Here is a 24939-nt window from a genome sequence, read left to right as displayed (position 1 = left end):
ACTCACCGGTGGGCGAAGGCCCGGTGGTGGTCGTCGAGCAGGTCCACGCCGAAGTCGTTCTCCGGGTCGCGCCACACCGAGTGGGCGTGGTCCGCGCCGTCCTGGGTGTTGTCCCACTCCAGCAGCAGCCGCGGCCCCTGCAGCCGGTGGTAGTGCGGCTCCCCCGCCTCCAGCGACCCCGCCCAGGCCAGGTGCACCTCGTCGAGGGCGGCGTCGTCGTCGTACCGGGCGGCGGGTGAGACCCCGGCCGGTGCCCGGTCCAGGTAGGCCGAGAGCAGGCGGCGCAGCAGGTCGCGGCCACGGTCGTCGAGCGCGCTCGCCGGGACACCGCGCGGCGCGCCGGTGAGCGCGACGGCCTCGGTGCCCTCGACCGGGTCCACCGGCCCGGGCGGGCTCTCCCGCCGGATCGCCGAGGTCGGCAGCGGCCGGTCGCCCGGCGCGACCAGCGGCCGGTTCGCCGTCACCAGGTCCGGCGGCGCCCCGGCGGAGAGGACCGCGACCCCGGCGAGCTCGGGCGGGAGCCCGCGGACGATCTCCCGGGCCAGGTCCTCGGTCGGGCCGAGCGGGCGCGTGACACCCCCGCCGAGCAGCGGTGTCGTCGCGGGGTTCGCGCCGAGGAAGCACGGCGTGGCCGCGGCCACCCGCCCGTCGACGACGAGTGCGTTCACCGACACGTGGTGCCCGCCGAAGCGCCAGCCCCAGGTGCGCGCGCCCGGGTCACCGAAGATCCGCAGGTGGTAGAGCGCCGGGTCCCGGAACCGCTCCCGGTGCGGCCGGGTGGGCCAGTCCTGCGCCCGGTCCAGGACGTTCTCCAGCCCCATGACCGTCGCCACGGTGGCGTAGCCGGCCTCGGACAGACCGGACGCGACCAGCCGCATCGCGCGCTGCTGCTGGACCGGGGTCTGCGCGTGCAGCGTCAGCCCGCCGTGGTCGGTGGGGGTGTAGAACCAGCGACGACGCTCGGCGTCGGACCGGGAGTCGCCGGACGGGCCGTCGCCGCGGGCGGTCGCGAGCCGGTCGTCGTCCAGGGTGTCCAGCCAGGCCGCGGCCGCGTCCGCCATCGCCGCGGCGACCGTCTCGCTCGTCGTCACACCGGCCACGCTAGTCCGCCGGGCGGGTCAGTCCGCCGCGTCGCGGACGAGCAGCGCGATCTGCACCCGGTTGTCCAGGCCCAGCTCGCGCAGCAGCCGGGACACGTAGGACTTCACCGTCGCCACCGACATGTGCAGCTCGGCGGCGATGTCGGCGTTGGAGCCGCCGCGGGCGACGGCCTCGGCGACGTCGCGCTCGCGGTCGGCGAGCCGGTCGAGCCGGGCCCGGGCGGCGCGCCTGCGGTCGACCGGCCCGGCGCCGTCGCCGCGGACGATGCCGATCAGCCGCCGGGTGATCGCCGGGGACAGCACGGCGTCGCCGTCGGCGGCGGCGCGGACGGCCTCCACGATCCCCTCGGGCGCGGCGTCCTTGAGCAGGAACCCGCTCGCCCCGGCGCGCAGCGCCCGCACGACGTGCTCGTCGGCGTCGAACGTGGTCAGCACGACGACGGTCGGGGCGTCGGGCCGCGAGGTCACCTCCCGGGTCGCGGCGACGCCGTCGACGCGGCGCATCCGCAGGTCCATCAGCACCACGTGCGGCCGACCCGCGGCGACGGCGGCGGGCACCTCGTCACCGTCACCGGCGTCGCCGACCACCTGGATGCGCCGTACCGGTCCGGTGCCGTCGCCGGGCAGCGCGTGCCCGTCGAGCATCACCCGCAGCCCGGAGCGGACGAGCGGGTCGTCGTCGACGAGCAGCACCCGGATCGCGGTCGCGGTCATCCCGTCTCCTCCCGCCACGGCAGCACCGCGCGCAGCAGGTGCCCCGACGGCGTCGGGCCGTGGGTCAGCGTCCCGCCGGCGAGGGTCTCGACGCGCTCGCGCAGCCCGACCAGGCCGGTCCCGGCACCCTCGGGCGTCGGACCGGCCGCGGACGGCCCGGAGGTGACGGTGACGGTGAGGTCCCGGCCGGGCCGCCCGTCGAGGGCGACCTCGACCCGGGCCCCGGGTGCGTGCCGGGCGGCGTTGGTCAGGCCCTCGCGCACCACCCGGTGCACGACGCCGGCCAGCGGACGCCCCGGCGGGGACACCGTCAACAGCGCCGTCGACCGGAGGCGGACGTCCGCGCCGACTGCGCGGGCCTCGGCGACGAGCTCCTCGACCGCACCGAGGTCGTCGACCTCGTCGGGTACGTCGCCGGTGGGCTCGTGCAGCACCTGGACGATCGTGCGCAGGTCCTCCATCGCGCGGTGGGTGGTGTCGCGCAGCACCCGCGCGGTCTCGCGGACGGTGCGGGCGGGCAGGTCCCCGCGCAGCGCCAGCGCCCCGGCGTGCACCGACAGCAACGACAGCCGGTGCCCGAGCCGGTCGTGCATCTCCCCGGCGATCCTCCGCCGCTCGTCGGCGCGGGCCTGCTCCTCGCGCACCGCGCGCTCGGCCTCGGCGCGGGCGAGCCGCTCGCGCAGGTCGTCGACCATCGCGCGGCGGATCCCGGTCAGCAGGCCCGCGGTCACCGAGATGGCCTGGAACGCCACGGCCCCGCCGAGCAGCACGAGCACCGTCGGCCCGTCGGGGACGTTGCGGTACAGCGTGACCGCGGCGGTCCCGACCGCCAGGGCCAGCACCGGCAGCGTCTCGACCGCGCGGCGCCGGGTCGCGATCACGAACACCCCGACCAGCGGCAGGTAGGTGGCGACGGGCGAGACGAGCGGGCCGAGTACGGCCAGCACCGCGAACACCCGCGGCGACCGGTAGCGCACCGCGATCGAGCCGATCATCGCGAGCCCGACGACGAGCAGCGTCCACTGCAGCACCCCGGCGGTGGCCTGCGTCTCGGCGACGGTGAGCCCGGCGGTGAGCACCGCGACCACCAGCACGGCGGAGATCACGGCGGGGCGGACCGGCACACGTCGACCATAGGGGGCGGACCGGCGCCGTCCAGCAGGTTTCCGCTCGAACGGGACGGCCACCGGTCCCCTCCCGTCTCCCGACCCCCCGGGATCGACCGTCAGCCTGCCGGGCGGCGCGACGGTGGCGCACCCGCCGAAGGTCGTGCGCAGCGCGACCGAAGTCGCCGGGCCGCGTCACCCGGAATGAGTACGATTCGGACATGCCGGAACCGCACAGCCACCGCGAGAGCGGGCAGCACGTCATCGAGCACGCGCTCGACCTCCTGGAGGCGGCCGACAAGGCGCAGGACTACCCCCAGGCGACCGACGGCCACACCGCCGCCACCGCCTACGCGGTGAGCGCGCTGTACCAGGAGATGCGCCACGGCGACGACCAGCTCGCAGTGCTGATCTCCGCGGTGCAGGAGCAGACCGCGGTGCTGCGCGAGATCCGGGACGCGTTGGGGAACGGGGCACGCACCGGGGGCTGACCCCGGACGGCCCGATCCGTTCGCGAGGTGGCCCGCGGGCCACTCCCGGTCCGGCCGGGTGCGGCCGAGGGCTGGTGCACCAGGCCGAGCTCCATCGGCCGCACCCCCGGGCGGACCAGCACCGCGACCTCGTGCCGCGGGGTGTCCTCAGGCGCCGACATAGGCCGCCAGGTGCTCGCCCGTCAGCGTCGACCGGTCCGCGACGAGCTCGGCGGGCGTCCCCTCGAAGACGACCGCGCCGCCGTCGTGCCCGGCACCGGGGCCCAGGTCGATGATCCGGTCGGCGTGGGCCATCACGGCCTGGTGGTGCTCGATGACGATCACCGAGCGGCCGCCGTCGACGATCCGGTCGAGCAGCGCGAGGAGCTGCTCGACGTCGGCCAGGTGCAGCCCGGTCGTCGGCTCGTCGAGGACGAACGTTCCGCCGGACTCCCCCAGGTGCACCGCCAGCTTGAGCCGCTGGCGCTCGCCGCCGGACAGCGTGGTCAGCGGCTGGCCCAGGGTCAGGTAGCCGAGCCCGACGTCGGCGAGGCGCTCCAGGATCCTGTGCGCGGCCGGGGTGCGGGCCTCGCCCGCCCCGAGGAACTTCTCCGCCTCGGCCACCGGCATGGCGAGGACCTCGCTGATGTCGCGCCCGCCGAAGGTGTAGCCGAGTACCGAGGCGTCGAAGCGGCGGCCGTCGCAGACGTCGCAGGTGGTGGCGACGCCGGCCATCATCGCCAGGTCGGTGTAGACGACGCCGGCGCCGTTGCAGTTCGGGCAGGCGCCCTCGCTGTTGGCGCTGAACAGGGCGGGCTTGACGCCGTTGGCCTTGGCGAAGGCCTTGCGGATCGGTTCGAGCAGCCCGGTGTAGGTGGCGGGGTTGCTGCGCCGCGACCCCTTGATCGCCCCCTGGTCGACGACGACCACGCCGTCGCGCCCGGCGATCGAGCCGTGGATCAGCGAGCTCTTGCCCGACCCGGCGACCCCGGTGACGACGGTGAGCACCCCGAGCGGGACGTCGACGTCGACTCCGCGCAGGTTGTGCCGGTCCGCCCCGCGGATCTCCAGGTACCCGCTCGGGGTCCGCACCGACGGCTTGAGTGACGCCCGGTACTCCAGGTGCCGGCCGGTCAGCGTGCCCGAGGCCCGCAGCCCGTCGAGGTCGCCGGTGTAGACGACGTGCCCGCCGTCGGCGCCCGCCCGCGGCCCCAGGTCGACGACGTGGTCGGCGATCGCGATCGTCTCCGGCTTGTGCTCGACGACGAGCACGGTGTTGCCCTTGTCGCGCAGGCGCAGCAGCAGGTCGTTCATGCGGGCGATGTCGTGCGGGTGCAGGCCGATGGTCGGCTCGTCGAAGACGTAGGTGACGTCGGTCAGCGACGACCCCAGATGCTTGATCATCTTGGTGCGCTGGGCCTCGCCGCCGGACAGCGACCCGGACGGCCGGTCCAGGGACAGGTAGCCGAGCCCGATCTCGACGAACGAGTCGAGTGTGTGGCGCAGCGAGCCGAGCAAGGGCGCGACCGAGGGCTCGTCGAGCTGCCGGACCCAGTCGGCGAGGTCGGAGATCTGCATCGCGCAGGCGTCGGCGATGGAGATGCCCCTGATCTTCGAGGAGCGGGCGAGCTCGGACAGCCGCGTCCCGTCGCAGTCCGGGCAGCGCTGGAACACGATGGCCCGGTCGACGAACGCCCGGATGTGCGGCTGCATCGCCTCCCGCTCCTTGGCCAGGAACGACTTCTGGATCCGCGGGATCAGCCCCTCGAAGGTGACGTTGATGCCGTCGACCTTGATCCGGGTGGGCTCCTTGTAGAGCAGTGCGTTCAGCTGGGGCTTCGTGAAGCTGCTGATCGGCTTGTCGCCGGGGAAGAAGCCGGAGTTGGCGAAGATCCGGCCGTACCAGCCGTCGACGGAGTAGTTCGGGATCGTCAGGGCGCCCTCGACGATCGACTTCGAGTCGTCGTACAGGGCCGTGAGGTCGACGTCGGACACCGAGCCGCGGCCCTCGCACCGCGGGCAGGCACCGCCGACGATCTCGAACTCGCGGCGCTCCTTGACCTGCCGGCCGTTCTTGCGGACGGTCACCGCGCCGGAGCCGCTGATCGTCGCGACGTTGAACGAGAACGCCTTCGCCGGGCCGGCGTAGGGCTTCCCGAGCCGGCTGAACAGGATCCGCAGCAGCGCACCGACGTCGGTGGCGGTGCCGACGGTGGAGCGCACGTCCCCGCCCATGCGCTCCTGGTCGACGATGATCGCGGTGGTGAGGCCGTCGAGGACGTCGACGTCGGGGCGGCCGAGGTTCGGCATGAAGCCCTGGACGAACGCGCTGTAGGTCTCGTTGATCATCCGCTGGGACTCGGCGGCGATCGTCGAGAACACCAGGGAGCTCTTGCCCGAGCCGGACACCCCGGTGAACACCGTGAGCCGCCGTTTGGGCAGCTCGACGGAGATGTCGCGCAGGTTGTTCTCGCGCGCACCGTGCACGCGGATGAGGTCGTGGCTGTCGGCTGCGTGCATGGTGGATCCCCCGTCCGGCCCGTGTCAGGGCCGCTGCTGGATGCGGACCATCGTGCCCGCGGGGTCGCGGAAGGCACAGTCGCGCACCCCGTACGGCTGGTCGACCGGTTCCTGGACGACCTCGGCCCCGCTCGCCTGGAGCCTGTCGAACGCGGCGTCGAGGTCGTTACTGGCGAGCAGCACGGCGGTGTAGGTGCCCTTGGCCATCATCTCGGTGATGGTGCGGCGCTCGTCGTCGGTGACGCCGGGGTCCGCCGCGGGCGGGGCGAGGACGATCGAGACGTCGGGCTGGTCGGGCGGGCCGACGGTGAGCCAGCGCATGGTGCCCTGGCCGACGTCGAGGCGGACCTCGAAGCCCAGGCCGTCGCGGTAGAAGGCGAGGGAGGCCTCGGGGTCGGTGTGCGGGAGGAATCCGGCGTGGATGGTGATGGCGGGTCCGGTCATGACGCTCACGCTAGGGAGGTCGCGGGTCCCGGTGCTTCTCGATTCCTGACCGGTCGGGTGACCTGTTTGGCGACGCACGCCGGGAGCCCCGGTGTGCCGTCCCGGGCGGCGCGCTTGTACGCCGACGGCGGCATCCCGACGAGCTCGGTGAAGCGGGTGCTGAAGGTGCCGAGCGAGGAGCAGCCGACGGCGAAGCAGACCTCGGTGACGGTGAGGTCGCCGCGTCGCAGCAGCGCCATGGCACGTTCGATCCGCCGGGTCATGAGGTAGCTGTAGGGCGACTCGCCGTAGGCCCTGCGGAACGCCCGCGACAGGTGCCCGGCCGACACGTGCTCGGCGCGGGCGAGCTCGGCGACGTCGAGCGGACGCGCGTACTCGCGGTCGATCCGGTCCCGGACCCGGCGGAGCCGGACGAGCTCGCGCAGGTGTCCGTCGTCGCGGTCGCTCACCCGAGGAACTCCCGCAGCAGCGCCGCCACCTCGGCCGGGCGTTCCAGGTAGACCATGTGGCCCGCGTCGACGGGGGCGACGGTCAGGTCCGCGCCGAGCGCGTCGCGGCAGGCGGCGATCCAGTCGTCGGAGACGTAGTCGGCCCGGCCGGCGGGGACGACCAGCGTCGGCAGACCCGCCGGTGGGACGACCGCCGGGCGCGCCATCTCCGCCCACGCGGCCACCAGGGACGCCTGGCTCAGGCGCCAGCGCCAGGCGCCGTCGCGCTGTTCGAGGTGCTCGTCCACCTCGGCGTCGACGAGCGCGCCGGGGACGTCGGCCCAGCTCTCGGCCTTGGTCGCGCGGGCGGCGTCGCGGGTCGGGAACGTGACGTCGGCGCGGGTGTCCTCGGCCGCGTCGAGCATGTCCTGCGGGTCCAGCCCGAGTGCGGGGTCGAGCAGCGCGAGCCGGTCGACGCGGTCGGGAACGGTGCGCGCGAGGTGCGTGGCGACGGCGCCGCCGAAGGAGTGCCCGACGACGGCGGCGCGCCCGACCCCCTCGGCGTTCAGCACCTCCACCAGGTCGGCGACGTGGCGTTCCAGGTTCCACGGCGGCGCCCACGGCGACCGCCCGTGGCCGCGGACGTCGACGGCGATCCAGCGCAGCCGGGGCAGCGCCGCGAACAGCGGCCGCCAGCGCAGACCGTGGCCGGTCACGCCGTGGACCGCGAGGACCGGCGGCCCGGCGGGGTCGCCGGCGTGGTGCACGTACAGGGACATGCACCCATTCTGCACGTTTGCCGTTTCAGCAAGGAAACTTGCCGTTGCGTGCGGCTGCTCGTCAGGCTGGGGACATGGACACAGCACAGCGCCACGACGTCGTCGTGATCGGCGGCGGCCCGGCCGGACTCAACGGGGCCATGATGCTCGCCCGCTCCCTGCGGTCGGTGGTCGTCGTCGACTCCGGCTCGCCGCGCAACGCCCCGGCCGCCGCCGCGCACGGCCTGTTCGCCCGCGACGGCGTCGCCCCGGCCGAGCTGCTCGCGACCGGCCGTGAGGAGGTCCGCCGCTACGGCGGCACGCTCGTCGACGGCGAGGTCGTCGGCGCCCGCCGCACCGGCGACGGCTTCACCGTGACCCTCGCCGACGGCACCACCCTCGACGCCCGGCGGCTGCTCGTCACGACCGGACTGGTCGACGTGCTGCCCGACGTGCCGGGACTCGCGCAGGGGTGGGGCGCCGACGTCGTCCACTGTCCCTACTGCCACGGCTACGAGGTGCGCGACCGCCCGATCGCGGTGCTCGGGACCGCCCCCGGCTCCGCGCACCAGGCGTTGCTGTTCCGGCAGCTCAGCGCGGACGTGGTCTACGTGTCGCACTCGACGGGGCCGACCGCGGAGCAGCGGGAACGCTTCGCCGCGCTCGGCATCGCCGTCGTCGACGGGCCGGTGAGCGAGGTCGTGCGGTCCGGCGGCGCGATCACCGGGCTGGTCACGCCGACCGGCGTGCTGGCGCGCGAGGTCGTCGCGGTGGCGCCCCGGATGGAGGCCCGCGCCGGCTTCCTCGCCGAGCTGGGCCTCGTCCCGGCCGAGCACCCGAGCGGGATGGGGCAGCACCTCGTCGCCGACGCGATGGGCCGCAGCACGGTCGAGGGCGTGTGGGTCGCGGGCAACATCACCGACCTGAGCGCGCAGGTGGGGGCCGCGGCGGCCGCGGGGGCGTTCGCGGGGGCCGCGATCAACGCCGACCTCGTCGAGGCCGGGGCGCTCGCCGCGCTGCGGGAGGTGGCACGCCTCTAACCTGGAGTCGTGCTGGTCATCTTCGGGCTGTCCCGCAAGGAGCGCCCGCTGGGCCTGGTCGCGCTGGGCTGCGGGACCTGCGGTCACGCGGGTCCGCAGCCCGCGGTGCACCGGAGGACCCGGTTCACGCTGTTCTTCGTGCCGGTGCTGCCGCTGCGCAGCCGCTACGAGATGCGGTGTCCCGTGTGCGGGGCGGGGCGGACCCTGTCCCGCGACGACGCCCGCCGGTACGGCGCGCGGGCCTGAGGAGCGGCCTCCCCCGCGACACGGCGGCACTCCCTCTACTACCGCCATGCCGCTCCACACCCCGTCGCACGGGTGGACGCACCGGGTGGCCCACGTCCACGGCGACGGCGAGGGGCCCGCCCTCCGGCAGGCGAGGCGCAGCACCGCCGTCCACCCCGAGGCCGCAACCCGAGGCAGGACCGTCGTCGCAGCTCAGCAGTTCGCAATCGCAAGCGGAAACTTGATACTCGAACATAAGTTCGAGTACTATGGGTGGCGTGACCGCGACCCAGGACCCGCCCGCCCACGCCACCGGCGTGCACGCGGGTGGGTTCCCGTCCGGTGATCTCACGCTGCTCCGGTTCTTCGTCGACCACGCCCTCGCCGCCGACACCTCCACGTTGTCCGAAACCGAGCTGATCGACCAGATCCAGGAGATCGAGACTCTCCGGGCTTCCCTCGCCGCCCTCCAGACGGACCGGATCCGCGCCTTCGCCCAGGCCCATGTCGACAGCCACCGCGTCGACGACCGGATCGACGTCGACAAGATCCACCGCAGCGTCGTCGCCCAGATCCAACTGGCCTGCCGGGTCTCCACCACCGAGGCCCGCACCCGCGTCGCCGACGCCCGCGACCTGCACGCCGGGCTCGACGACGTCCGGCGCCTCCATGAAGCCGGACAGCTCAGCGCCGCCAAGGCCACGGCGATCGCCGTCGAGTGCCGCGACCTCGACACGATCCAGCGGGCGCAGATCGACGCCCGCCTCGCCACCAACCGAGACCTGACCCGGTACGGCATCGGGCGCCTGCGCGCGATGACCCGCCGCCTGGTCGCCGAGATCACCCCGGAGCGCTTCCGCGCCCGCGTCCACGCCGCCAAGGCCGAACGACGGGTCACCCTGCGACCCGCGCCGGACGCGATGAGCTACCTGACCGCCTACGTCCCGGTCGAACAGGGCGCCGCCTGCCTGGCCGCGCTGCAGAAGGCCTTCGTCGAGATCCAGGTCGACCCGCGGCCCCTGACCCGCACCCGCGGACAGGTCCTCGCCGACACCCTCGTCGAACGCGTCACCGGCCAGGCCACCGCGACCGCCGTGAACCTCGAAGTCCAGGTCACCGTCCCGATCCAGGCCCTGCTCGACCCACGGTCCCCGCTACCCGCCGAGATCCCCGGCCTCGGACCCGTTCCCGCCGACCTGCTCGCCAATCCCGAGGGCACCAAATCGCTTCGCCGCCTGCTCACCGACCACGGTCTGGTCATCGGCGGCGACTCCCGACAGCGCATCTTCACCGGACTGCTCGCCACCCTGGTCAAAGCCCGGGCGCAGAACCGGTGCACCGAGCCCTACTGCGACGCACCCGTCCGCCACCTCGACCACATCCATCGGGGTGCCGACGGCGGACGCACTGAGCTGGAGAACGGGCGCGGGGTGTGCGAGTTCCACAACCACGTCCGCGAGCAACCCGGCTGGCACGTGGCTCGCGCCCCCGACGGGGCCGTCGTCACCACTACTCCGACCGGGCACACCTACCGCGGTCCGGACTGATCGCGGCATACCCGGTCGCGCCCGGTGCCGGGGCGGTGTCCGCGGCACCGGGCGGACACCGGGCCCCCGTCTGCGGGGGTCCGGCCGCCGCCCGCTCCGTTCGGTGTCTCAGGTCGGCAGCAGGTACTCCTCGCTGGCGTGGTGGCACGCGCTCGGATGGTGCCCACCCGGCCGCGTCACCAGGGGCGGCTCCTCGGTCGCGCAGATGTCGGTGGCCTTCCAGCAGCGCGTCCGGAACCGGCAGCCGCTCGGCGGGTCCACCGGGCTCGGGACGTCACCGGTGAGCCGGATCCGCGTGCGCCCCTCCCGGACCGACGGGTCGGGCACCGGCACCGCGGAGAGCAGCGCCTGGGTGTACGGGTGCGACGCCCGGGTGTAGATCTCCTGCTCGGTCCCGAGCTCCACCATCTTGCCCAGGTACATCACGCCGACCCGGTCCGACAGGTGCCGCACGACGGACAGGTCGTGGGCGATGAAGATGTAGGACAACCCGAACTCGCGCTGCAGGTTCCCGAGCAGGTTCATCACCTGCGCCTGGATGGACACGTCGAGCGCGGACACCGGCTCGTCGCACACGATGATCTCCGGGCGCAGCGCGAGCGCGCGGGCGATCCCGATGCGCTGCCGCTGCCCGCCGGAGAACTGGTGCGGGTAGCGGTTGACGAAGTCGGGGTTGAGCCCGACGACGTCGAGCAGCTCCTGCACCTTCGCCCGTCGCTCCCCCTTCGGCGCGACCTCGGGGTGGATCTCGAACGGCTCCCCGACGATGTCGGCGACCGTCATCCGCGGGTTCAGCGACGTGTACGGGTCCTGCAGCACGATCTGCATCTGCCGGCGCAGCGCCCGCAGCTCCGCTCCGCGGCGGGCGAAGATGTCCTCGCCGTGGAAGCGCACCGAGCCCGACGTCGGCGGCTCCAGCCGCATCAGCACCTGGGCCAGGGTCGACTTCCCGCAGCCGGACTCGCCGACGATGCCCAGCGTCTCGCCCTTGTTCAGCGCGAACGAGACGCCGTCTACGGCGCGCACGTGGCCGACGGTGCGCTTGACGACCGCGCCGACCTTCACCGGGAAGTGCTTGACGAGGTCGTCGACCTCGAGAACGGGCTCGCTCATACGAGGTCCTCCGCGAACAGGCACGCCGACGCCCGCGCTCCGGGCAGCGGGATCAGCGGCGGGTCGGTGCCGAGGCAGCGCTCCACCGCGCGCGGGCAGCGCGGGTGGAACGGGCAGCCGTCGGGGATGGCGGTGAGCGTCGGCGGGAGCCCGGTGATCGCGCGCAGCTCGGTGCCCTTGCTGTCGAGCCGCGGGATCGACGCGAGCAGCGCCTCGGTGTACGGGTGGGCCGGGTTCGCGAAGAGCTGGTGCACGTCGCCCTGCTCGACGATGCGGCCCGCGTACATCACCGCGATCCGGTCGGCGACCTCCGCGACGACGCCGAGGTCGTGGGTGATGAGGACCAGTCCCATCTCCCGTTCGCGCTGGATCTCGGCGAGCAGGTCCATGATCTGGGCCTGCACGGTGACGTCGAGCGCGGTCGTCGGCTCGTCGGCGATGAGCACGTCCGGGTCCAGCGCCAGCGACATCGCGATCATGACGCGCTGGCGCATCCCGCCGGAGAACTCGTGCGGGAAGTTCGTGACCCGCTGCGCCGCCCCGGGGATCCCGACGAGGTCGAGCAGCTCGACGGCGCGGGCCCGCGCGTCGCGCTTGCTCATCCCACGCCGCGTCCGCAGCTGCTCCCCGATCTGGAACCCGACGGTGAACACCGGGTTCAACGCCGACAGCGCGTCCTGGAAGATCATCGCGACGTTCTCGCCGCGCAGCTCGCGGCGCCGTTCCTCGGTCGCGGTGAGCAGCTCCTCGCCGCGGTAGCGGACCGAGCCCGCGGTGACGGTCGCGGGCGGGGTCGGCAGGATGCCCATCACCGTGTTCGCGGTGACCGACTTCCCCGACCCCGACTCCCCCAGGACGGCGAGGGTCTCCCCCGCGTGCACCTGGTAGCCGACGCCGTTCAGCACCCGGGCGACGCCGTCGCGGGTGCCGAACTCGACGTGCAGGCCCTCCACCTCGAGCAGCGGGGTCATGACCGGCCCTTCGGGTCGAACGCGTCGCGCACGGCGTCGCCGAGCAGCACGAAGGCCAGCACGGTGACGACGAGGAACGCGCCGGGGAACAGGAGCAGGTGCGGCGAGGTCCGCAGATAGCTCTGCGCCTCGCTGATCATCACGCCCCACGAGACGACGGGGTCGCGCAGGCCGACGCCGAGGAACGACAGCGTGGCCTCGGCCCCGATGAACGCACCGAGCGCGATCGTCGCGTACACCATCACCGGGGCGATGGTGTTGGGCAGCATGTGCCGCCGGATGATCCGCCACGGGCTCGCACCGAGCGCGCGGGCGGCCTTGACGTAGTCCTGGTTGCGGGCGGCGATCGCGGCGGACCGCATGATCCGCATGACGATCGGCCAGGACAGCAGCCCGATCGTGCCGATCACCAGGCCGCTGATGCCGATCACGCTCTGCCCGACCGACGCCCGGAAGGTGGAGAGCACGACGATCGCGCCGAGGATGAACGGCACGCCGAAGAAGACGTCGGCGACGCGGGCGAGCAGCGAGTCGACCCAGCCGCCGGCGAACCCGGCGATCAGGCCCATGACGGCGCCGACTCCCACGACCGCCGTCGTCGCCAGCACCCCGACGACGATCGAGACGCGGGTCCCGTAGACGGTGCGCGCGTAGACGTCACGGCCGAGGTGGTCGTAGCCGAACCAGGCCTGGGCCGACGGGTCCTCGCGGGCCCGGGACAGGTTACCGAGGGTGGGGTCGACCGAGGTGAACAGCTGCGGGAACGCGGCCATGACCAGCAGGAACGTGATGAGGCCCGCCGCGACGAGGAACAGCGGGCGACGACGCAGGTCGTGCCAGGCGTCGCCGCTGAGGCTGCGGGTGCGGGCCGTCGCCTCGGCGCGGCCGGCGGCGGCGACGGGCTTGTCGGCGGTGGCGGTGGTGGGGTCAGTCAAGGCGGATCCTCGGGTCGAGCAGCGCGTAGGTGACGTCCACGACGAGATTCGCGAGCAGGTAGACGATCACCAGCAGGACGACGACGCCGGTGACGACCACCCCGTCGAGCCGTTGGATGGAGCCGAAGATGAGCCCACCGATCCCGCGGATGTTGAAGATGCCCTCGGTGACGATCGCTCCGCCCATGAGCGTGCCGAAGTCCGCGCCGAGGAAGGTGATCACCGGGATCGCCGAGTTGCGGGTCAGGTGGACCCCGACGACGCGACGCCGGGTCAGGCCCTTCGCGGTCGCCGTACGGACGTAGTCGGCCCGCAGGTTCTCCGCGATCGACGTCCGGGTCAGCCGGGCCACGTAGGCCAGCGACAGGCTGCCGAGCACGTAGCCGGGCACGACGAGGTCCAGGAACCCCGGGTCCGCCGGGACCGTCGGCGGGATCAGGCCCAGCCGCAGCCCGAGGACCGACTGCAGCACGTAGCCGGTCACGAAGACCGGCACGGCGACCAGGAACAGCGTCGCGGTGAGCACGACGTTGTCGAGGAACCCGCCGGGCCGCAGCCCGGTGAGCACGCCCGCGGTCAGGCCGATGATCGCCTGGATGACCAGCGCGACGACCGCGAGCTTGATCGTGACCGGGTAGGCGTTCGCGATCAGCGTCGCGACCTCCTGGCCGCGGAAGTTCTCGCCGAAGTCGCCCTGCAGCAGGTTGCCCAGGTACGTGACGTACTGGACGAAGATCGACTGGTCGAGCCCGTACTCCTCGCGCATGCGCTCGATGAACGCGGGCGGGCAGGCCTGGTCACCGCACTTGCCGGCGAGCGGGTCGCCGGGCAGCGCCCAGACCATGAAGTAGATGAGGAACGTGGTGCCGAGGAACACCGGCACGAGTTGCAGGAGTCGTCGCAGGACATAGCGCCCCACGGGTCACCTCCGGGTTCGGGGTCCGGCGGTTCGCGCCGGGCACGTGCACCGGCGGCCGGGGGTCGCCCGGCCGCCGGTGTGGTGGTGGGACGGCGTCACTCCTGGACGGTCACGCTCTCCAGGTCCAGCTCACGACCGTAGGTCAGCTCGACGTTCTGCAGACGCGGCGACCAGCCGAACTGCGCGGACTGGTCGTTGATCGCGACGGCGGGCATGTCCTGGATGAGGACGCGCTCGGCCTCGGCCCACAGCGCGTAGGCCTCCTCGGCGGTGGCCGCGGTCGAACCCTGGTTCACCAGGGCGTCGAAGCGCGGGTTGGTGTAGCCGCTGTTGTTGTTCGCCGCTCCCGTCGTGTACTGCGGGCGCAGCACGTACTCCATCGTCGGGGTCGAGGCGACCCAGCCGGAGCGGAAGATCCCGGTCAGGTTCTCGGCCCGGCGCTGGTCCAGGAACTCCGAGAAGGTCGGGACCGGGACGAAGTTGCAGGGCACGCCGAGGGTGTTGCTGATGCTGACGCAGGCGGCCTGCATCCATTCGCGGTTGATCGCCGAGTCGACGTTCGAGATCAGCTCGATCGGGCCGGTGAAGCCGGAGGCGTCGAACTGCTGCTTGGCCCGCTCCGGGGAGAAGGTGCACAGCTCGCCGCACTGGTCGTCGACCTTGCCGGGCACGCCCTCCGGGATGAACCCGGTGGCCGGCTGGACGAGTCCGTTGTAGACGTTGTCGATGATCGCCTGCCGGTCGACGGCCATGGAGATCGCCTGCCGCAGCTGCGGGTCGGCGTAGCGCTGGTCGTAGATCGGGAAGGTCATCGTGTTGATGCCGGCGTAGGGCTGGTTGCCGTTCCGGTCGGCCAGGTCCTGCTGGTACAGGTTGTCGATCAGGAACGAGCCCGGGATCGACTCGAGGAAGTCCAGGTTGCCGCTGACGACGTCCTGGTAGGCGGCCTCGCTGTCGGCGTAGAAGCGGAACTCGACGCCGCCGACGGAGACCGGCTGCTCGCCGCCCCACTGCTCGTAGCGGGTCACGGTCACGTTCTGATCGGGGACGCGGGCCTCGAAGCGGAACGGGCCGTTGCCGACGGGGTTCGCCTCGAACGCGGCCGGGTCGGCGAAGAACGACTCGGGCATCGGGTAGAACGCCACGTCGCCGAGGGTGTTCACGAAGATCGGCGACGGCGCGGTCAGCGCGACGGTGAAGGTACGGTCGTCGACGACCTGCAGACCTGACATCGCCTGCGCCGTGGGCTCACCCTCGTCCGGGTTGACCTGGTCGAACCCGGCGATGTTGGAGAAGAACTCCGAGCTGGACTGCGCGTTGGTCTTCAGGGCCACGTAGTTCCACGCGTCGACGAAGCTCTTCGCCGTGACGGGCGTGCCGTCGTGGAAGGTCCAGCCCTCCTTCAGGCGGATCGTCCAGTTCTGCGAGTCGGGGGACTCGATGGACTCGGCGACCTTGTTCTCCGGCTCGCCCTGCTGGTTGTAGTCGACCAGGCCGGACCACAGCGCATCCAGGATCTTGCTACCGCCGACCTCACGGGTGTTACCCGGCAGCAGGGCGTTCTCCGGCTCGGTGCCGTAGACCGAGATCGTGGGGGCGCCCTGGGCGTCGCCCGTGGTGCCGCCTCCCCCGCCGCCACAGGCGCTGAGCACCAGCGCGGAGGTCAGGGAGAGCGCGAGCAGCGCCGCGACTCGAGGTGATCGCATCAGAGTCCTGTCTGTCCGGGACGGCCGCTCCCCGCGTGGTGTGCAGGCGGCCGGTGCGGTTCGGTGGTGGGTCGCACGGTAACCACAGCATCGCGGTTCTCCGGTTACGAATCCATTGCGCCCGCCGCCATTGCGCCGAGCAACACGGAATTGCGCGCGACGGTCGGTGAGCGGATCGCGACGTCCCGTCCGGCCCGATCCTCACGGAAAACACATCGGCGCAGGTCGGACGCATTCCGGTGCATTCTTCCGCTACGCAACATTGCATTGCGCATCGCAATTAGTCGGTCGAGTATGTGACGAGTGCCACATCTACGAGTCAGTCCGAGCCCGTGAGCAGCGACGGCACCTCACGGAAACGCACCGACACCGGACGGCGAGTCGGGCACCGTCCCACGTCGTGGAACCCGATCGCCACGACGCGGGACCACCCGTCGCGCAGGAAACCACCGTCCGCGCGCATTCTCCGCCTGTCTTCCCGCGGAATGTCCGTCGTTATCGCGACGACAACCACCGAGCCCGGGACACCGAATCCGACAGCGCACGGACCCGTTTTCCGGTAACTCTGAAGAATGCACCGGAATCGCATCGGAAACGGGGCGCGGACACCGCCGGCGTGCGCTCCACCTGCGGGACCGCGGGATCGCGGACCGACCGTCCCCGCCTCCGGGGACGGCGACACACTTCTCCGGGACGTCAAACGCTCGACGTGTGCATTCCAGGAAGATCGCCTGAAACGACATTCACGTACGGGCGTACCAATCATGGGCGGTCAGCGCGGCGACGCCTGCGTGAACAGATCGCCCTTCAGGTAGATGTTCCAGTCGGCCGCCTTGAGGCCGTGCCCACCGGAACGCAGGTGGTAGCTCATCGCCGGCCCGGAGAAGGCCGTGTCGGTGGCGGGCTTCCAGCCCGTCGTGCCCAGTCCGTTGTCGCCGAGGCCGTACAGGTCGTAGATCTCGCTCGCCGCCTCGTAGGCGAGGAACTCGCCCTCCGGGTCGGCGTTGGAGTCGTCGCTGGCGCTGGCGATCACCAGCCTGCGCGGCGCGACCAGCCCCATCAGCTCGTGCTGGTCGACGGGCAGCTCGTCGACCTTGTCCCCGTAGGCCTGGTAGGTCTTCGGGAACCAGTACGGGAAGGAGCTGTTGACCCGCGACACCGTCTCGGCGCCCACTCCCCCGTCGCCGCGGCGGGCGAGCTTCGCGCCGGTCGACCCCGAGTTGTTGGAGATGACCGCGGCGAAGCGCGGGTCCTGGGCGCCGGCCCAGAGCGCGGCCTTGCCGCTGCGGGAGTGCCCGATGACCGCGATCTTCGACGGGTCGATGTCCTTGTCGGTCTGGAGATAGTCCATCGCCCGGCTCGCGCCCCAGGCCCAGGCGGCGACGGCCCGGCCGGCGTCGTCGGGCAGGTCGCTCCCGGACGGGTGGAACAGGTTGATCATCTTGCTGCGGTAGCTGCCGCTGTCGTCCGGGGCGATGTCGTTGGCGTCGATCTGGGCGAAGGCGTACCCGGCCTTCGTGATCGTCGAGACCGGTGCGTAGTCCGAGGACTGCCCCGGGTCGTCGGAGACCGAGCCTCGGTGGTCGATCATCAGGAAGGTGCCGCGCGGGGTCTGGCCCTTCGGCACGAACAGCCGCAGTGGGAAGGACCCGGTGCCCTCCGGACCGGTGATGCCGATCGTGACCTTCTTGCTGACCACGTCGCCGTCCTCGGTGGTCTGCACGTCGGCGGTCTGCTTCGTCGGCCTGGGCAACGGCTGCCCGTAGACGTTCTCGCGGAATGCCGTGAGCAGCTCCGCGCGCCGGGTGCCCTCCCACCGGGCCACGTCGGTGACCCCGGTGCCGTCGAGCAGGCGCAGCGGGTTCGGGTACTGCGTGCCGTCGATGGTCACCGTCGCCGCGACGGACAGGCCCGCCGCCGGGACCGACGTGGAGGCGGCGTGTGCGACCGGCGTCGCCGTGGCCCCCACCGCGCCCACGCACCCGGCCGCGGCGACCGCGCCGACGACGAACAGCGACGTCGCCGTCCTCGCGACGGGGAGCAGGACGCGACGACGACTGCGCGGGCTGATCGGAGTGGACACGGTCCGAACGCTACCGAGGCAGGGACCCTCTGCAACCGACGTTGCCGGTATCACGTCGATCGGGGGACATGATCACACACCTAACGTGTGACTCCTGTCGCCACAGGTGTTGCCGCAGGTGACAACGGGGTACGGCGGGTCCGCGCAGCACCCCGGAGGAGGTCTGCCGACGTTCGCGGCTGCGAACGGCCGGGGCCGCAGCGCGGTGTCGCGCGGTCCCCGGCCACCGACAGCGACCGCGGCTTCCCGACGGTCCTACCGCGCGCGCCGCGCCCGCAACCACGGATCGACGATCCGTGGATACCGCGCCGCGACCCGGCCAGGCTGGACCCCATGCCACGCACCCCTGACCTCACCCTCCCCGACCTGACCGGGCGCCGCGCCGTCGTCACCGGCGGCAGCGACGGCGTCGGGCTCGGCATCGCCGACCGGCTCGCCGCCGCCGGTGCCGAGGTCGTGCTGCCCGTCCGCAACGCCGCGAAGGGCGCCGCCGCCGCCGACCGGATCCGCGACCGGCACCCCGGTGCCGCCGTCTCGCTGCGCGAGCTCGACCTGTCCTCGCTGTCCTCGGTCGCCGCGCTCGGGGAGACCCTGCGCGCGGAGGGACGCCCCGTCCACCTGCTGATCAACAACGCCGGCGTGATGACCCCGCCGGAGCGGCGCACCACCGCCGACGGGTTCGAGCTGCAGTTCGGCACCAACCACCTCGGTCACGTCGCGCTCGTCGCGCACCTGCTGCCGCTGCTGCGCGAGGGCCGCGCCCGGGTGGTCTGCCAGATCAGCGTCGCCGCGGCCCGCGGCACGGTGCTGTGGGACGACCCGGACTCCGAGCGGTCCTACGACGGCATGGCCGCCTACCGGCACTCGAAGATCGCGTTCGGGCTGTTCGGCCTGGAGCTGGACCGGCGCAGCCGCGCCGCGGGCTGGGGCATCACCGCGAACCTGTCGCACCCGGGAGTCGCGCCGACCAACCTCCTGAACGCTCGGCCCGATCTCGGCCGGGAACGGCGGTCCGCCGGTCGACGGGTGATCGGGGCGCTGTCCCGGGCCGGTCTGCTGGTCGGGACCGCCGACTCGGCGGGGCTGCCCGCGCTGCTCGCCGCGACCGCACCGGACGCCGGGCACGCCGTGTTCTACGGGCCGAAGGGGCCCGGCCGGGTGGGCGGACCACCCGCCGAGCAGGAGCTCTACCGCCCACTGCGCGACGCCGACGCCGCCCGCCGGGTGTGGGAGCTGTCTCAGCAGCGGGCCGGGGTGTCGTTCGACGGCGCGGCCACCCCCTGACAGCCCCCCTCGCCGACGCCTCCAGGACACCGGCGGACCCCACCGCCGGGGGCCCGTCCGGAGGGGATCATGGAGACGTCGACGTACGGAGGTGCCCAGTGGCGGACCAGTCCCCCCAGGAGCGCGAGATCCTGCTGCACGGACAGCGTGTGAGCTACCGCGAGACCGGCCGCGGCGAGGGCCCGACGGTCCTGCTCGTGCACGGTCTCGCCGCGAGCTCACGCACCTGGGCCCCGGTGTTCGACGCGCTGGGCGGCGGGCTGCACGTGATCGCGCCGGATCTGCTCGGCCACGGCGCCAGCGAGGCCCCGCGCAGCGGCGACTACTCCCTCGGCGGGTACGCGACCGGGCTGCGGGACCTGCTGGCCGCGCTCGACGTCGAGCGGGCGACGATCGTGGGGCACTCGTTCGGTGGCGGCATCGCGATGCAGTTCGCGCACCAGTTCCCCGAGTTCACCGAGCGGGTCGTGCTCGTGTCCTCCGGCGGCCTCGGCCACGACCTGACCCTCGCGCTGCGCGCGGCGAGCCTGCCGGGCACCGAGCTGGTGCTCCGCTCGGCGGCGTCGCTGACCCCGCCGTGGATGCGCCGCGCCGCGCACCGGCTGGCCCACCGGGTCGGGGCCGCACCGCGCTCGGACATCGACGGTGTGCACACCGCGCTGGAGACCTTCGCCGACCGCGGCACCCGCGGCGCGTTCGTCCAGACCGCGCGGGGTGCGCTGGAGCCGTCCGGCCAGCGCCTCGACGGGGCGCAACGCCTGCACCTGCTCGAGGAGGTGCCCGTGCTCCTGGTCGGGGGGAACCGCGACCGGGTCATCCCGCTCGCCCACACCCTCGCCGCGCACGACCGGCTGCCCGACAGCCGGCTGGAGGTCTTCGACGGTGCGGGGCACTTCCCGCACGCCGAGCAGCCGGACCGGTTCGTGGGGCTGCTGCGGGACTTCGTCGACGGGACCGCACCGGCCGAGGGCGACCGGGACGCGCTGCGCCGCCGGATCCTGGGGATCCCCCGGGTCGGCTGACCCGGCACGTACTAGTCGGGGGGCGCGGCGCGGAGGTCCGGGTCCGGCGCGGTGGGCGGCGCCCCGTGGCCGCTCGCACCGAGCGCCCCGGTCAGCGTGTCCGCACAGAGCTCGCGGACCGCGGTCCGGTCCAGGACGGGGTTCTCCAGCCAGTCCAGGCAGACGGCGACGAGGAACGACAGCCAGCCGCGCACGGCCAGCCGCACCGGTTCCGGTGCGGGGCCGGGGCACCGCACGAGCTCGGCGCTCCCGGCTTCCCAGCACGACGGCCGCGTCGGGCGCCGTGTCGCGCAGTGCCATCGTCGCGAGCAGCCCCGGGTCCACGTCGACCCGGGCGGTGCCGGTGAGCCGGACGACGTCGCCGCGGCCCGGTACGACGGCGAGCACCGACACGTCGGGGCAGAGCACCAGGTTGTGCCGGGTGTCGGCCCGTCGGTTCCCGCGGCCGGTCCCGAGCGAGGTCGGCTGACCACTCACCTCAGGCGCCGGGTCTCAGGTGCCGGGTGAGGAACCGGGCGGCGTCGTCGCCCTCGAAGGCGGGGACGCCGGTGTGCCCACCGGTGTTGGCGTGCAGCGTCCTCTCGCGGCTGCCGAGGGCGTCGAACAGGCCTAGTGCCTGCTGCCGGTCGTTGCCCTCGTCGTCCCACTGCAGCAGCACCAGCAGCGGGACGGTGACCGTCCGGGCCTCCTCGACGATCGCGCGGGTCACGTAGCTCCCGGCGAACAGGACCGCGGCCGCGATGCGCGGCTCGACCACGGCCATCCGGACGCCGAGCGAGATGATCCCGCCCGACCAGGCGACCGGCCCGCACAGGTCCGGCCGGGCGAGCAGCGCGTCCAGCGCGGCCCGCCACTCCGGGGCCGCCTGCTCGACCAACGGGAGGACGAGCCGGTCGACGACGTCGTCGGGCACCGGCACACCGGCCCGTACCGCGCGTCGCAGGTCGACCCGGGCCCGGTCGGCGTCGGGGTGGCGGGGCCGCTCACCGGTTCCCGGCAGTTCGAGGGTCGCCGCGGCGAATCCGGCCGCCACGCAGGATCGGGCCGGGGCGAGCAGCCGGGGGTGCGTCCGGCTCAGGCCGCCGGGGTGGCCAAGGAGGACCAGCGGGACGGGGTGGTCGCTGCGGCCGGGGTGGTCGGCGTCCAGAGGATGCCGGGGTCGTCGTCGAGGGAGAACGCCGTCTCGACCAGGTCGTCGTGGCGCTGTTCGGTGAGAAGTCGCATGGTCGTGCCCTTCGGGAGAGGGCGCTCCCGGGCGACCTACCGCCCGGCCGTGTCCCCGGAGGGGGGCACCCGGCTGTCTGCTGCGGTCACGGGTCCCACCTCCTCGGTTCGGTGCACGGCTACGAGAACGGTAGTGCGGGCCGCGGATGGCGGCCAGCGGGTTTCCGCGACCGGGCGCGGTTCAGCCCCGGCCGCCGGGACGGGCCGGACACCGAGACGCTCCGCGGCCCGGCGCGCGGTGAGGTCCCCCTGGGCCTCCCGCACTCGGGCCAGCACCTCCGGGGGCGCCGTGTCCGGGTGCCGGCGTCGAACGGGGGCTCCGGGTCATACTGCGTGCCCATTCGGCGGCCGCCCTCCCCTGAAGGACGTTCGCTTGCGGAGATGGCCACGCTGAGCGGCCTCGCCCGCTCGATGAAGCGGAGGCTCTCTTGGCGGACCTGATCGACCGGACGACTACCGGTCACCATCTACAGCCTCAGACGCTCGCGCTCAGCGGCTACGACCTGCCGTTCCACTGAGCCGGGGTCGATCGCACGATCGTCGCGCTCCTTGGCCTCGCTGCGCCGAGCGAAGGCGTCGAACAGCTGGGTCTTGCCCTGCTGGATCTCGACGATCCGCTCGTCGATGGAGTCCTTGGCCAGGACGCGGTGTACATGGACGGGCCGGACCTGGCCCATCCGGTGGGCGCGCGCGATCGCCTGCTCCTCCACGCTCGGCTTCCAGTGCGGCTCTGCCAGAACGACGACGGACGCGGCCTGGATGTTCAGGCCCACCCCGCCGGCCTCGATCTGGCTGAGCAGGACGGCGTGGTCCGCGCGGTCGGCGAAGTCCTGAACGAGCTCCTGGCGCGCTGCAGGCGCAACCGAGCCGTCGATGCGGCCGCACACCGCGGGCAGCTCCCGGGCCAGTAGGTCCAGCACCGGGAGGAACGTGCTGAAAACGAGGACCTTCATCCCGTCGTCCGCCGCCTCGGCCACGATCTCCTTGATCCGCTCGAGTTTCGCTGAGTGGGCCGACTCCAGGGCAGCCCGTCGCATCGCCATCACGTTGCCCGCGGCGACCGCCGCCCGGTAGCGCGCCGCGTCGTCCGCGGTCAGCTGCACCCACGCCTCGGTCTCGATGCGCTCCGGCAGCTCGTCGAGGACGTCGTCCTGGTTGCGTCGGAGGTAGACGTCCGCGACCGCGCGGCGGAAGGCCGTGGCGCCGGCGAGCGCGTCCCGGGCGTCGATCCGTGCGGCGAGCCGCGGCTGCAGGTGCCCGACGAGCGCCCGGAACTCCTCGACCCGGTTCTCCATCGGGGTGCCGGTGAGGAACAGGGCGCGCTGGGCGCGGCCCGCAGCGGCGGCGATCGCCCGGGTACGTGCCGCGGCGGGGTTCTTCGCGTAGTGCGCCTCGTCGACCACGAGGAGGGCGGTCTCGGCGTCCCGCACCGCCTCGGGCAGCCGCGCCAGGGTGCCGAACGTCGTCACTCCGATCCCGCCGTCCCGCAGCCAGCGGGCACCCGCGTCTTCCCGCTCGGGCCCGTGCAGCACGTACGCGGACAGCGTCGTGAACCGCTCGGTCTCCTTGAGCCAGTTGACCAGCACGCTGGCCGGGCAGACGACCAGGAACTGGCGCTGCCCGTTCGCGGCGAGGTGACACATCGTCGCCAGGGCCTGCAGCGTCTTGCCGAGGCCCATCTCGTCACCGAGCATCGACCGCTGCTGATGCAGGGCGTACTGGGCGCCGAACTGCTGGTAGCCGCGCAGGGTCGCACGCAGGAGCGAGGTGTCCAGCGGCACGGCGACGATCCGCTGCCGCAGCTCGTCCGGCACGAACCCCTGCGCAGACGCCTCGTCCACGCGGTCGTCCATCGTGGACAGCAGCGCGTTGACGGCCGCGGCGTCCCGCCCGTAGTCCGCCCACAGCTGCCGCTGCCGGTAGGCGCCTGGATCCACACGCTGCTCGTGCTCCGCGATGCCCGCGACCACCGCGCTCGTCGAGGGTTCGGCGAGGAGGCCCGCCAGGTCGTCGAGCGCACGCTGGGCCTCGGCGCGCCGCCGCCGCCCGGCCAGGTTCCGCTTCCACCAGCTGCCGAGCAGCGCGGCCTGGTCGGCGAGCGGCTCGGTGCGGTCCAGCAGCCGATCCAGGTGCGGCCGGAGCGTCTGCGCCTCCTCGGCGGCCCTCAACGCGGCGACGGTGGCCAGGAGCTCGGCCTGTGCCCGCGTGGCGCGGTCAGGATCGAACCGGAACCGGGTCTCGGCCCGGACCGCGACCGCCGCGGCCCGCGCGGCGCGCGTCACCTGCTCCGCGGACCGCTCCCCCACGCCGGGCACCCCGACGAGGAGGCGCATGCTCTGCACGTCGGCGACGCTGCGCAGCCCGGCCTGCTCGATCGCGGCCCATCGGACGCCCCGGCCGGCCGCCTCCTTCAGCACGGACACCGGCATGGCCTGGAGCCGCCGCTGAACCTCGTCCGCCTTCAGGGCGTCCAACTGGTGTGAGGCACGAGCGCGAAGCTCTTCGGCCCGACCGAGCAGGGCGGTGCCGCGCGCGGCCAAGTCGCGAGCGGCCGCCACCGTGGCCTGAGCGTCCGCCATCAGCTCCCCCTCAGACGATCACCGATCCCTCGATCTTCGCAGAGCTCGGATCATGGCTGCTGCCACCGGGTTCGGTATTCGGCCACGATCTCGTCTAGCCGCCGCTCCAGCAGCTCGGTGAGCTCCTCTTTCGTCCGGTCCTTCGCCAACGCCCGGAAGCACGGGCACGAGAGGACGTCACCGTTCCCGACGAGGCACACGAAGACGCCCGTCACACGCAGCCCGTGCACGACCGCGTCCGCCTGCTCGTCCCCGGGCAGTGGGATTCGTCGCGCGAACGCCGCCAGAATCTCCCGTTCGAGCGAGCCGCGGCCTAGGCGCTTCGCCGCTCGTGCCGCCACCGTCCCGACGGCGTCGTGCACGGCATTCTTCGCGTCGTCCACCTGGTCCGCGAGGTCGGCGAGGGCAGAACAGTCGACTCGGCCGACCCGCCACCGCGGGGCGGACCGCCATACGTCGTCGTTCAGCGCCGTGGCGAGCTGGTCGGCGACCGTCCGCTGCCAGCCGACGGTCAGCACGGAACGAGCGATCTCCGCCTTCTGCCGTTCTGTCAGCCGACCGGCCGGAACGGGCCCCCTCGGTCGCGGAATGCGAGCCATGGCCGCGCGCTGACGCCGTCGCTCGGCCTGCCTCGTCCGATACCAGCCGACTCCCCACGACCATGCGGTCTGGTGCTGGTAGCACCGGTCCCAGGACTCGACCACCCGTCTCCGGCAGTAACCCGGGGCCTCCTTGTTCCTGGCCCCGCAGC

At 73.1% G+C, this 24939-nt stretch carries 24 protein-coding genes; 6 read left to right on the top strand and 18 right to left on the bottom strand.

Annotated features, from left to right (window positions below):
- Nucleotides 1–2 precede the first annotated feature (2 nt).
- Genes DMP15_RS13365 through DMP15_RS13355 form a run of 3 tightly spaced genes read right to left on the bottom strand, consistent with a single transcriptional unit; the run spans nucleotide 3 to nucleotide 2938 of the window.
- Nucleotides 3–1091 carry a DUF3500 domain-containing protein gene (locus DMP15_RS13365; RefSeq protein ID WP_253068361.1) on the bottom strand — a complete coding sequence of 363 codons (1089 nt, stop codon included), beginning with the start codon at nucleotides 1089–1091 and terminating at the stop codon, nucleotides 3–5.
- A 27-nt stretch (nucleotides 1092–1118) separates the two neighbouring features.
- On the bottom strand, nucleotides 1119–1814 hold the full coding sequence (locus DMP15_RS13360) for a response regulator (protein WP_062395884.1): 696 nt from the start codon (nucleotides 1812–1814) through the stop codon (nucleotides 1119–1121).
- On the bottom strand, nucleotides 1811–2938 hold the full coding sequence (locus tag DMP15_RS13355) for a sensor histidine kinase (RefSeq protein ID WP_083658130.1): 1128 nt from the start codon (nucleotides 2936–2938) through the stop codon (nucleotides 1811–1813). The genes DMP15_RS13360 and DMP15_RS13355 overlap by 4 nt, the downstream gene beginning before the upstream one ends.
- A 203-nt stretch (nucleotides 2939–3141) precedes the next feature.
- On the opposite strand from DMP15_RS13355, the gene DMP15_RS13350 reads away from it, so the two are divergent.
- On the top strand, nucleotides 3142–3411 hold the full coding sequence (locus DMP15_RS13350; RefSeq protein ID WP_073574478.1) for a hypothetical protein: 270 nt from the start codon (nucleotides 3142–3144) through the stop codon (nucleotides 3409–3411).
- 147 nt (nucleotides 3412–3558) lie between these two features.
- Here DMP15_RS13350 and DMP15_RS13345 read toward each other — a convergent pair whose 3' ends face one another.
- From DMP15_RS13345 to DMP15_RS13330, 4 genes are read right to left on the bottom strand one after another with little or no spacing between them, the layout of a single operon-like run.
- Nucleotides 3559–5910, bottom strand: coding sequence for an ATP-binding cassette domain-containing protein (locus DMP15_RS13345; RefSeq protein ID WP_073574477.1), 2352 nt, complete (start codon nucleotides 5908–5910; stop codon nucleotides 3559–3561).
- 24 nt (nucleotides 5911–5934) lie between these two features.
- A complete protein-coding gene (locus DMP15_RS13340) occupies nucleotides 5935–6354 on the bottom strand; it encodes a VOC family protein (RefSeq protein ID WP_337825968.1) in 420 nt (139 codons plus the stop codon).
- Nucleotides 6355–6359: 5 nt separating this feature from the next.
- Nucleotides 6360–6803, bottom strand: a complete 444-nt coding sequence (locus DMP15_RS13335; RefSeq protein ID WP_073574476.1) for a helix-turn-helix transcriptional regulator — start codon at nucleotides 6801–6803, stop codon at nucleotides 6360–6362.
- The gene (locus tag DMP15_RS13330; protein WP_337825967.1) at nucleotides 6800–7561 is read right to left on the bottom strand and encodes an alpha/beta fold hydrolase; all 762 of its coding nucleotides are present in this window, start codon (nucleotides 7559–7561) and stop codon (nucleotides 6800–6802) included. The genes DMP15_RS13335 and DMP15_RS13330 overlap by 4 nt, the downstream gene beginning before the upstream one ends.
- A gap of 74 nt (nucleotides 7562–7635) precedes the next feature.
- Here DMP15_RS13330 and DMP15_RS13325 point away from each other — a divergent pair, with 74 nt between their 5' ends.
- The 3 genes from DMP15_RS13325 to DMP15_RS13315 all read left to right on the top strand — a co-directional run bounded on the left by DMP15_RS13325 (nucleotide 7636) and on the right by DMP15_RS13315 (nucleotide 10352).
- Complete coding sequence (locus DMP15_RS13325) at nucleotides 7636–8580, top strand: NAD(P)/FAD-dependent oxidoreductase (RefSeq protein WP_337825966.1); 945 nt, start codon at nucleotides 7636–7638, stop codon at nucleotides 8578–8580.
- Nucleotides 8581–8589: 9 nt separating this feature from the next.
- Complete coding sequence (locus DMP15_RS13320) at nucleotides 8590–8826, top strand: zinc-ribbon domain-containing protein (RefSeq protein WP_337825965.1); 237 nt, start codon at nucleotides 8590–8592, stop codon at nucleotides 8824–8826.
- 257 nt (nucleotides 8827–9083) lie between these two features.
- The gene (locus DMP15_RS13315) at nucleotides 9084–10352 is read left to right on the top strand and encodes an HNH endonuclease (protein WP_337825964.1); all 1269 of its coding nucleotides are present in this window, start codon (nucleotides 9084–9086) and stop codon (nucleotides 10350–10352) included.
- Between the two features lie 108 nt (nucleotides 10353–10460).
- On the opposite strand, the gene DMP15_RS13310 is transcribed toward DMP15_RS13315, so the two are convergent.
- The 6 genes from DMP15_RS13310 to DMP15_RS13285 form a co-directional block, all read right to left on the bottom strand.
- The gene (locus tag DMP15_RS13310) at nucleotides 10461–11465 is read right to left on the bottom strand and encodes an ABC transporter ATP-binding protein (protein ID WP_073574472.1); all 1005 of its coding nucleotides are present in this window, start codon (nucleotides 11463–11465) and stop codon (nucleotides 10461–10463) included.
- Entirely contained in the window at nucleotides 11462–12436 is a 975-nt protein-coding gene (locus tag DMP15_RS13305; RefSeq protein ID WP_179762471.1) for an ABC transporter ATP-binding protein, read from the bottom strand. Before DMP15_RS13305 ends, DMP15_RS13310 begins: the two co-directional genes overlap by 4 nt.
- Complete coding sequence (locus DMP15_RS13300; RefSeq protein ID WP_337825963.1) at nucleotides 12433–13371, bottom strand: ABC transporter permease; 939 nt, start codon at nucleotides 13369–13371, stop codon at nucleotides 12433–12435. Before DMP15_RS13300 ends, DMP15_RS13305 begins: the two co-directional genes overlap by 4 nt.
- On the bottom strand, nucleotides 13364–14290 hold the full coding sequence (locus DMP15_RS13295) for an ABC transporter permease (RefSeq protein WP_073574469.1): 927 nt from the start codon (nucleotides 14288–14290) through the stop codon (nucleotides 13364–13366). The genes DMP15_RS13300 and DMP15_RS13295 overlap by 8 nt, the downstream gene beginning before the upstream one ends.
- 95 nt (nucleotides 14291–14385) lie before the next feature.
- Complete coding sequence (locus tag DMP15_RS13290) at nucleotides 14386–15996, bottom strand: peptide ABC transporter substrate-binding protein (protein ID WP_083658127.1); 1611 nt, start codon at nucleotides 15994–15996, stop codon at nucleotides 14386–14388.
- Nucleotides 15997–16768: 772 nt separating this feature from the next.
- Nucleotides 16769–18079: a dienelactone hydrolase family protein gene (locus DMP15_RS13285; protein ID WP_337825962.1), complete on the bottom strand. Its 1311-nt coding sequence runs from the start codon at nucleotides 18077–18079 to the stop codon at nucleotides 16769–16771.
- Nucleotides 18080–18412: 333 nt separating this feature from the next.
- Between DMP15_RS13285 and DMP15_RS13280 the strand changes: the two genes are divergently transcribed.
- On the top strand, nucleotides 18413–19363 hold the full coding sequence (locus tag DMP15_RS13280; protein WP_337825961.1) for an SDR family oxidoreductase: 951 nt from the start codon (nucleotides 18413–18415) through the stop codon (nucleotides 19361–19363).
- 98 nt (nucleotides 19364–19461) lie between these two features.
- Nucleotides 19462–20385, top strand: coding sequence for an alpha/beta fold hydrolase (locus DMP15_RS13275; RefSeq protein WP_251784960.1), 924 nt, complete (start codon nucleotides 19462–19464; stop codon nucleotides 20383–20385).
- Between the two features lie 11 nt (nucleotides 20386–20396).
- Here DMP15_RS13275 and DMP15_RS13270 read toward each other — a convergent pair whose 3' ends face one another.
- The 5 genes from DMP15_RS13270 to DMP15_RS13250 form a co-directional block, all read right to left on the bottom strand.
- The gene (locus DMP15_RS13270) at nucleotides 20397–20591 is read right to left on the bottom strand and encodes a hypothetical protein (protein ID WP_073574108.1); all 195 of its coding nucleotides are present in this window, start codon (nucleotides 20589–20591) and stop codon (nucleotides 20397–20399) included.
- 272 nt (nucleotides 20592–20863) lie between these two features.
- Nucleotides 20864–21418, bottom strand: a complete 555-nt coding sequence (locus DMP15_RS13265; protein ID WP_337825960.1) for an alpha/beta hydrolase — start codon at nucleotides 21416–21418, stop codon at nucleotides 20864–20866.
- 41 nt (nucleotides 21419–21459) lie between these two features.
- Entirely contained in the window at nucleotides 21460–21609 is a 150-nt protein-coding gene (locus DMP15_RS13260; RefSeq protein WP_337825959.1) for a hypothetical protein, read from the bottom strand.
- Nucleotides 21610–22076: 467 nt separating this feature from the next.
- Complete coding sequence (locus DMP15_RS13255; RefSeq protein WP_083658056.1) at nucleotides 22077–24038, bottom strand: DEAD/DEAH box helicase; 1962 nt, start codon at nucleotides 24036–24038, stop codon at nucleotides 22077–22079.
- 200 nt (nucleotides 24039–24238) lie between these two features.
- Nucleotides 24239–24706: a hypothetical protein gene (locus tag DMP15_RS13250; protein WP_073574110.1), complete on the bottom strand. Its 468-nt coding sequence runs from the start codon at nucleotides 24704–24706 to the stop codon at nucleotides 24239–24241.
- Between the last annotated feature and the right edge of the window lie 233 nt (nucleotides 24707–24939).

Source organism: Pseudonocardia sp. UM4_GMWB1 (assembly GCF_017312155.1).
GTDB classification, from domain to species: Bacteria; Actinomycetota; Actinomycetes; order Mycobacteriales; family Pseudonocardiaceae; genus Pseudonocardia; species Pseudonocardia alni.
The sequence above is the reverse complement of the archived record's forward strand: the minus strand, read 5'-3'. Positions and strand labels throughout refer to the sequence as shown.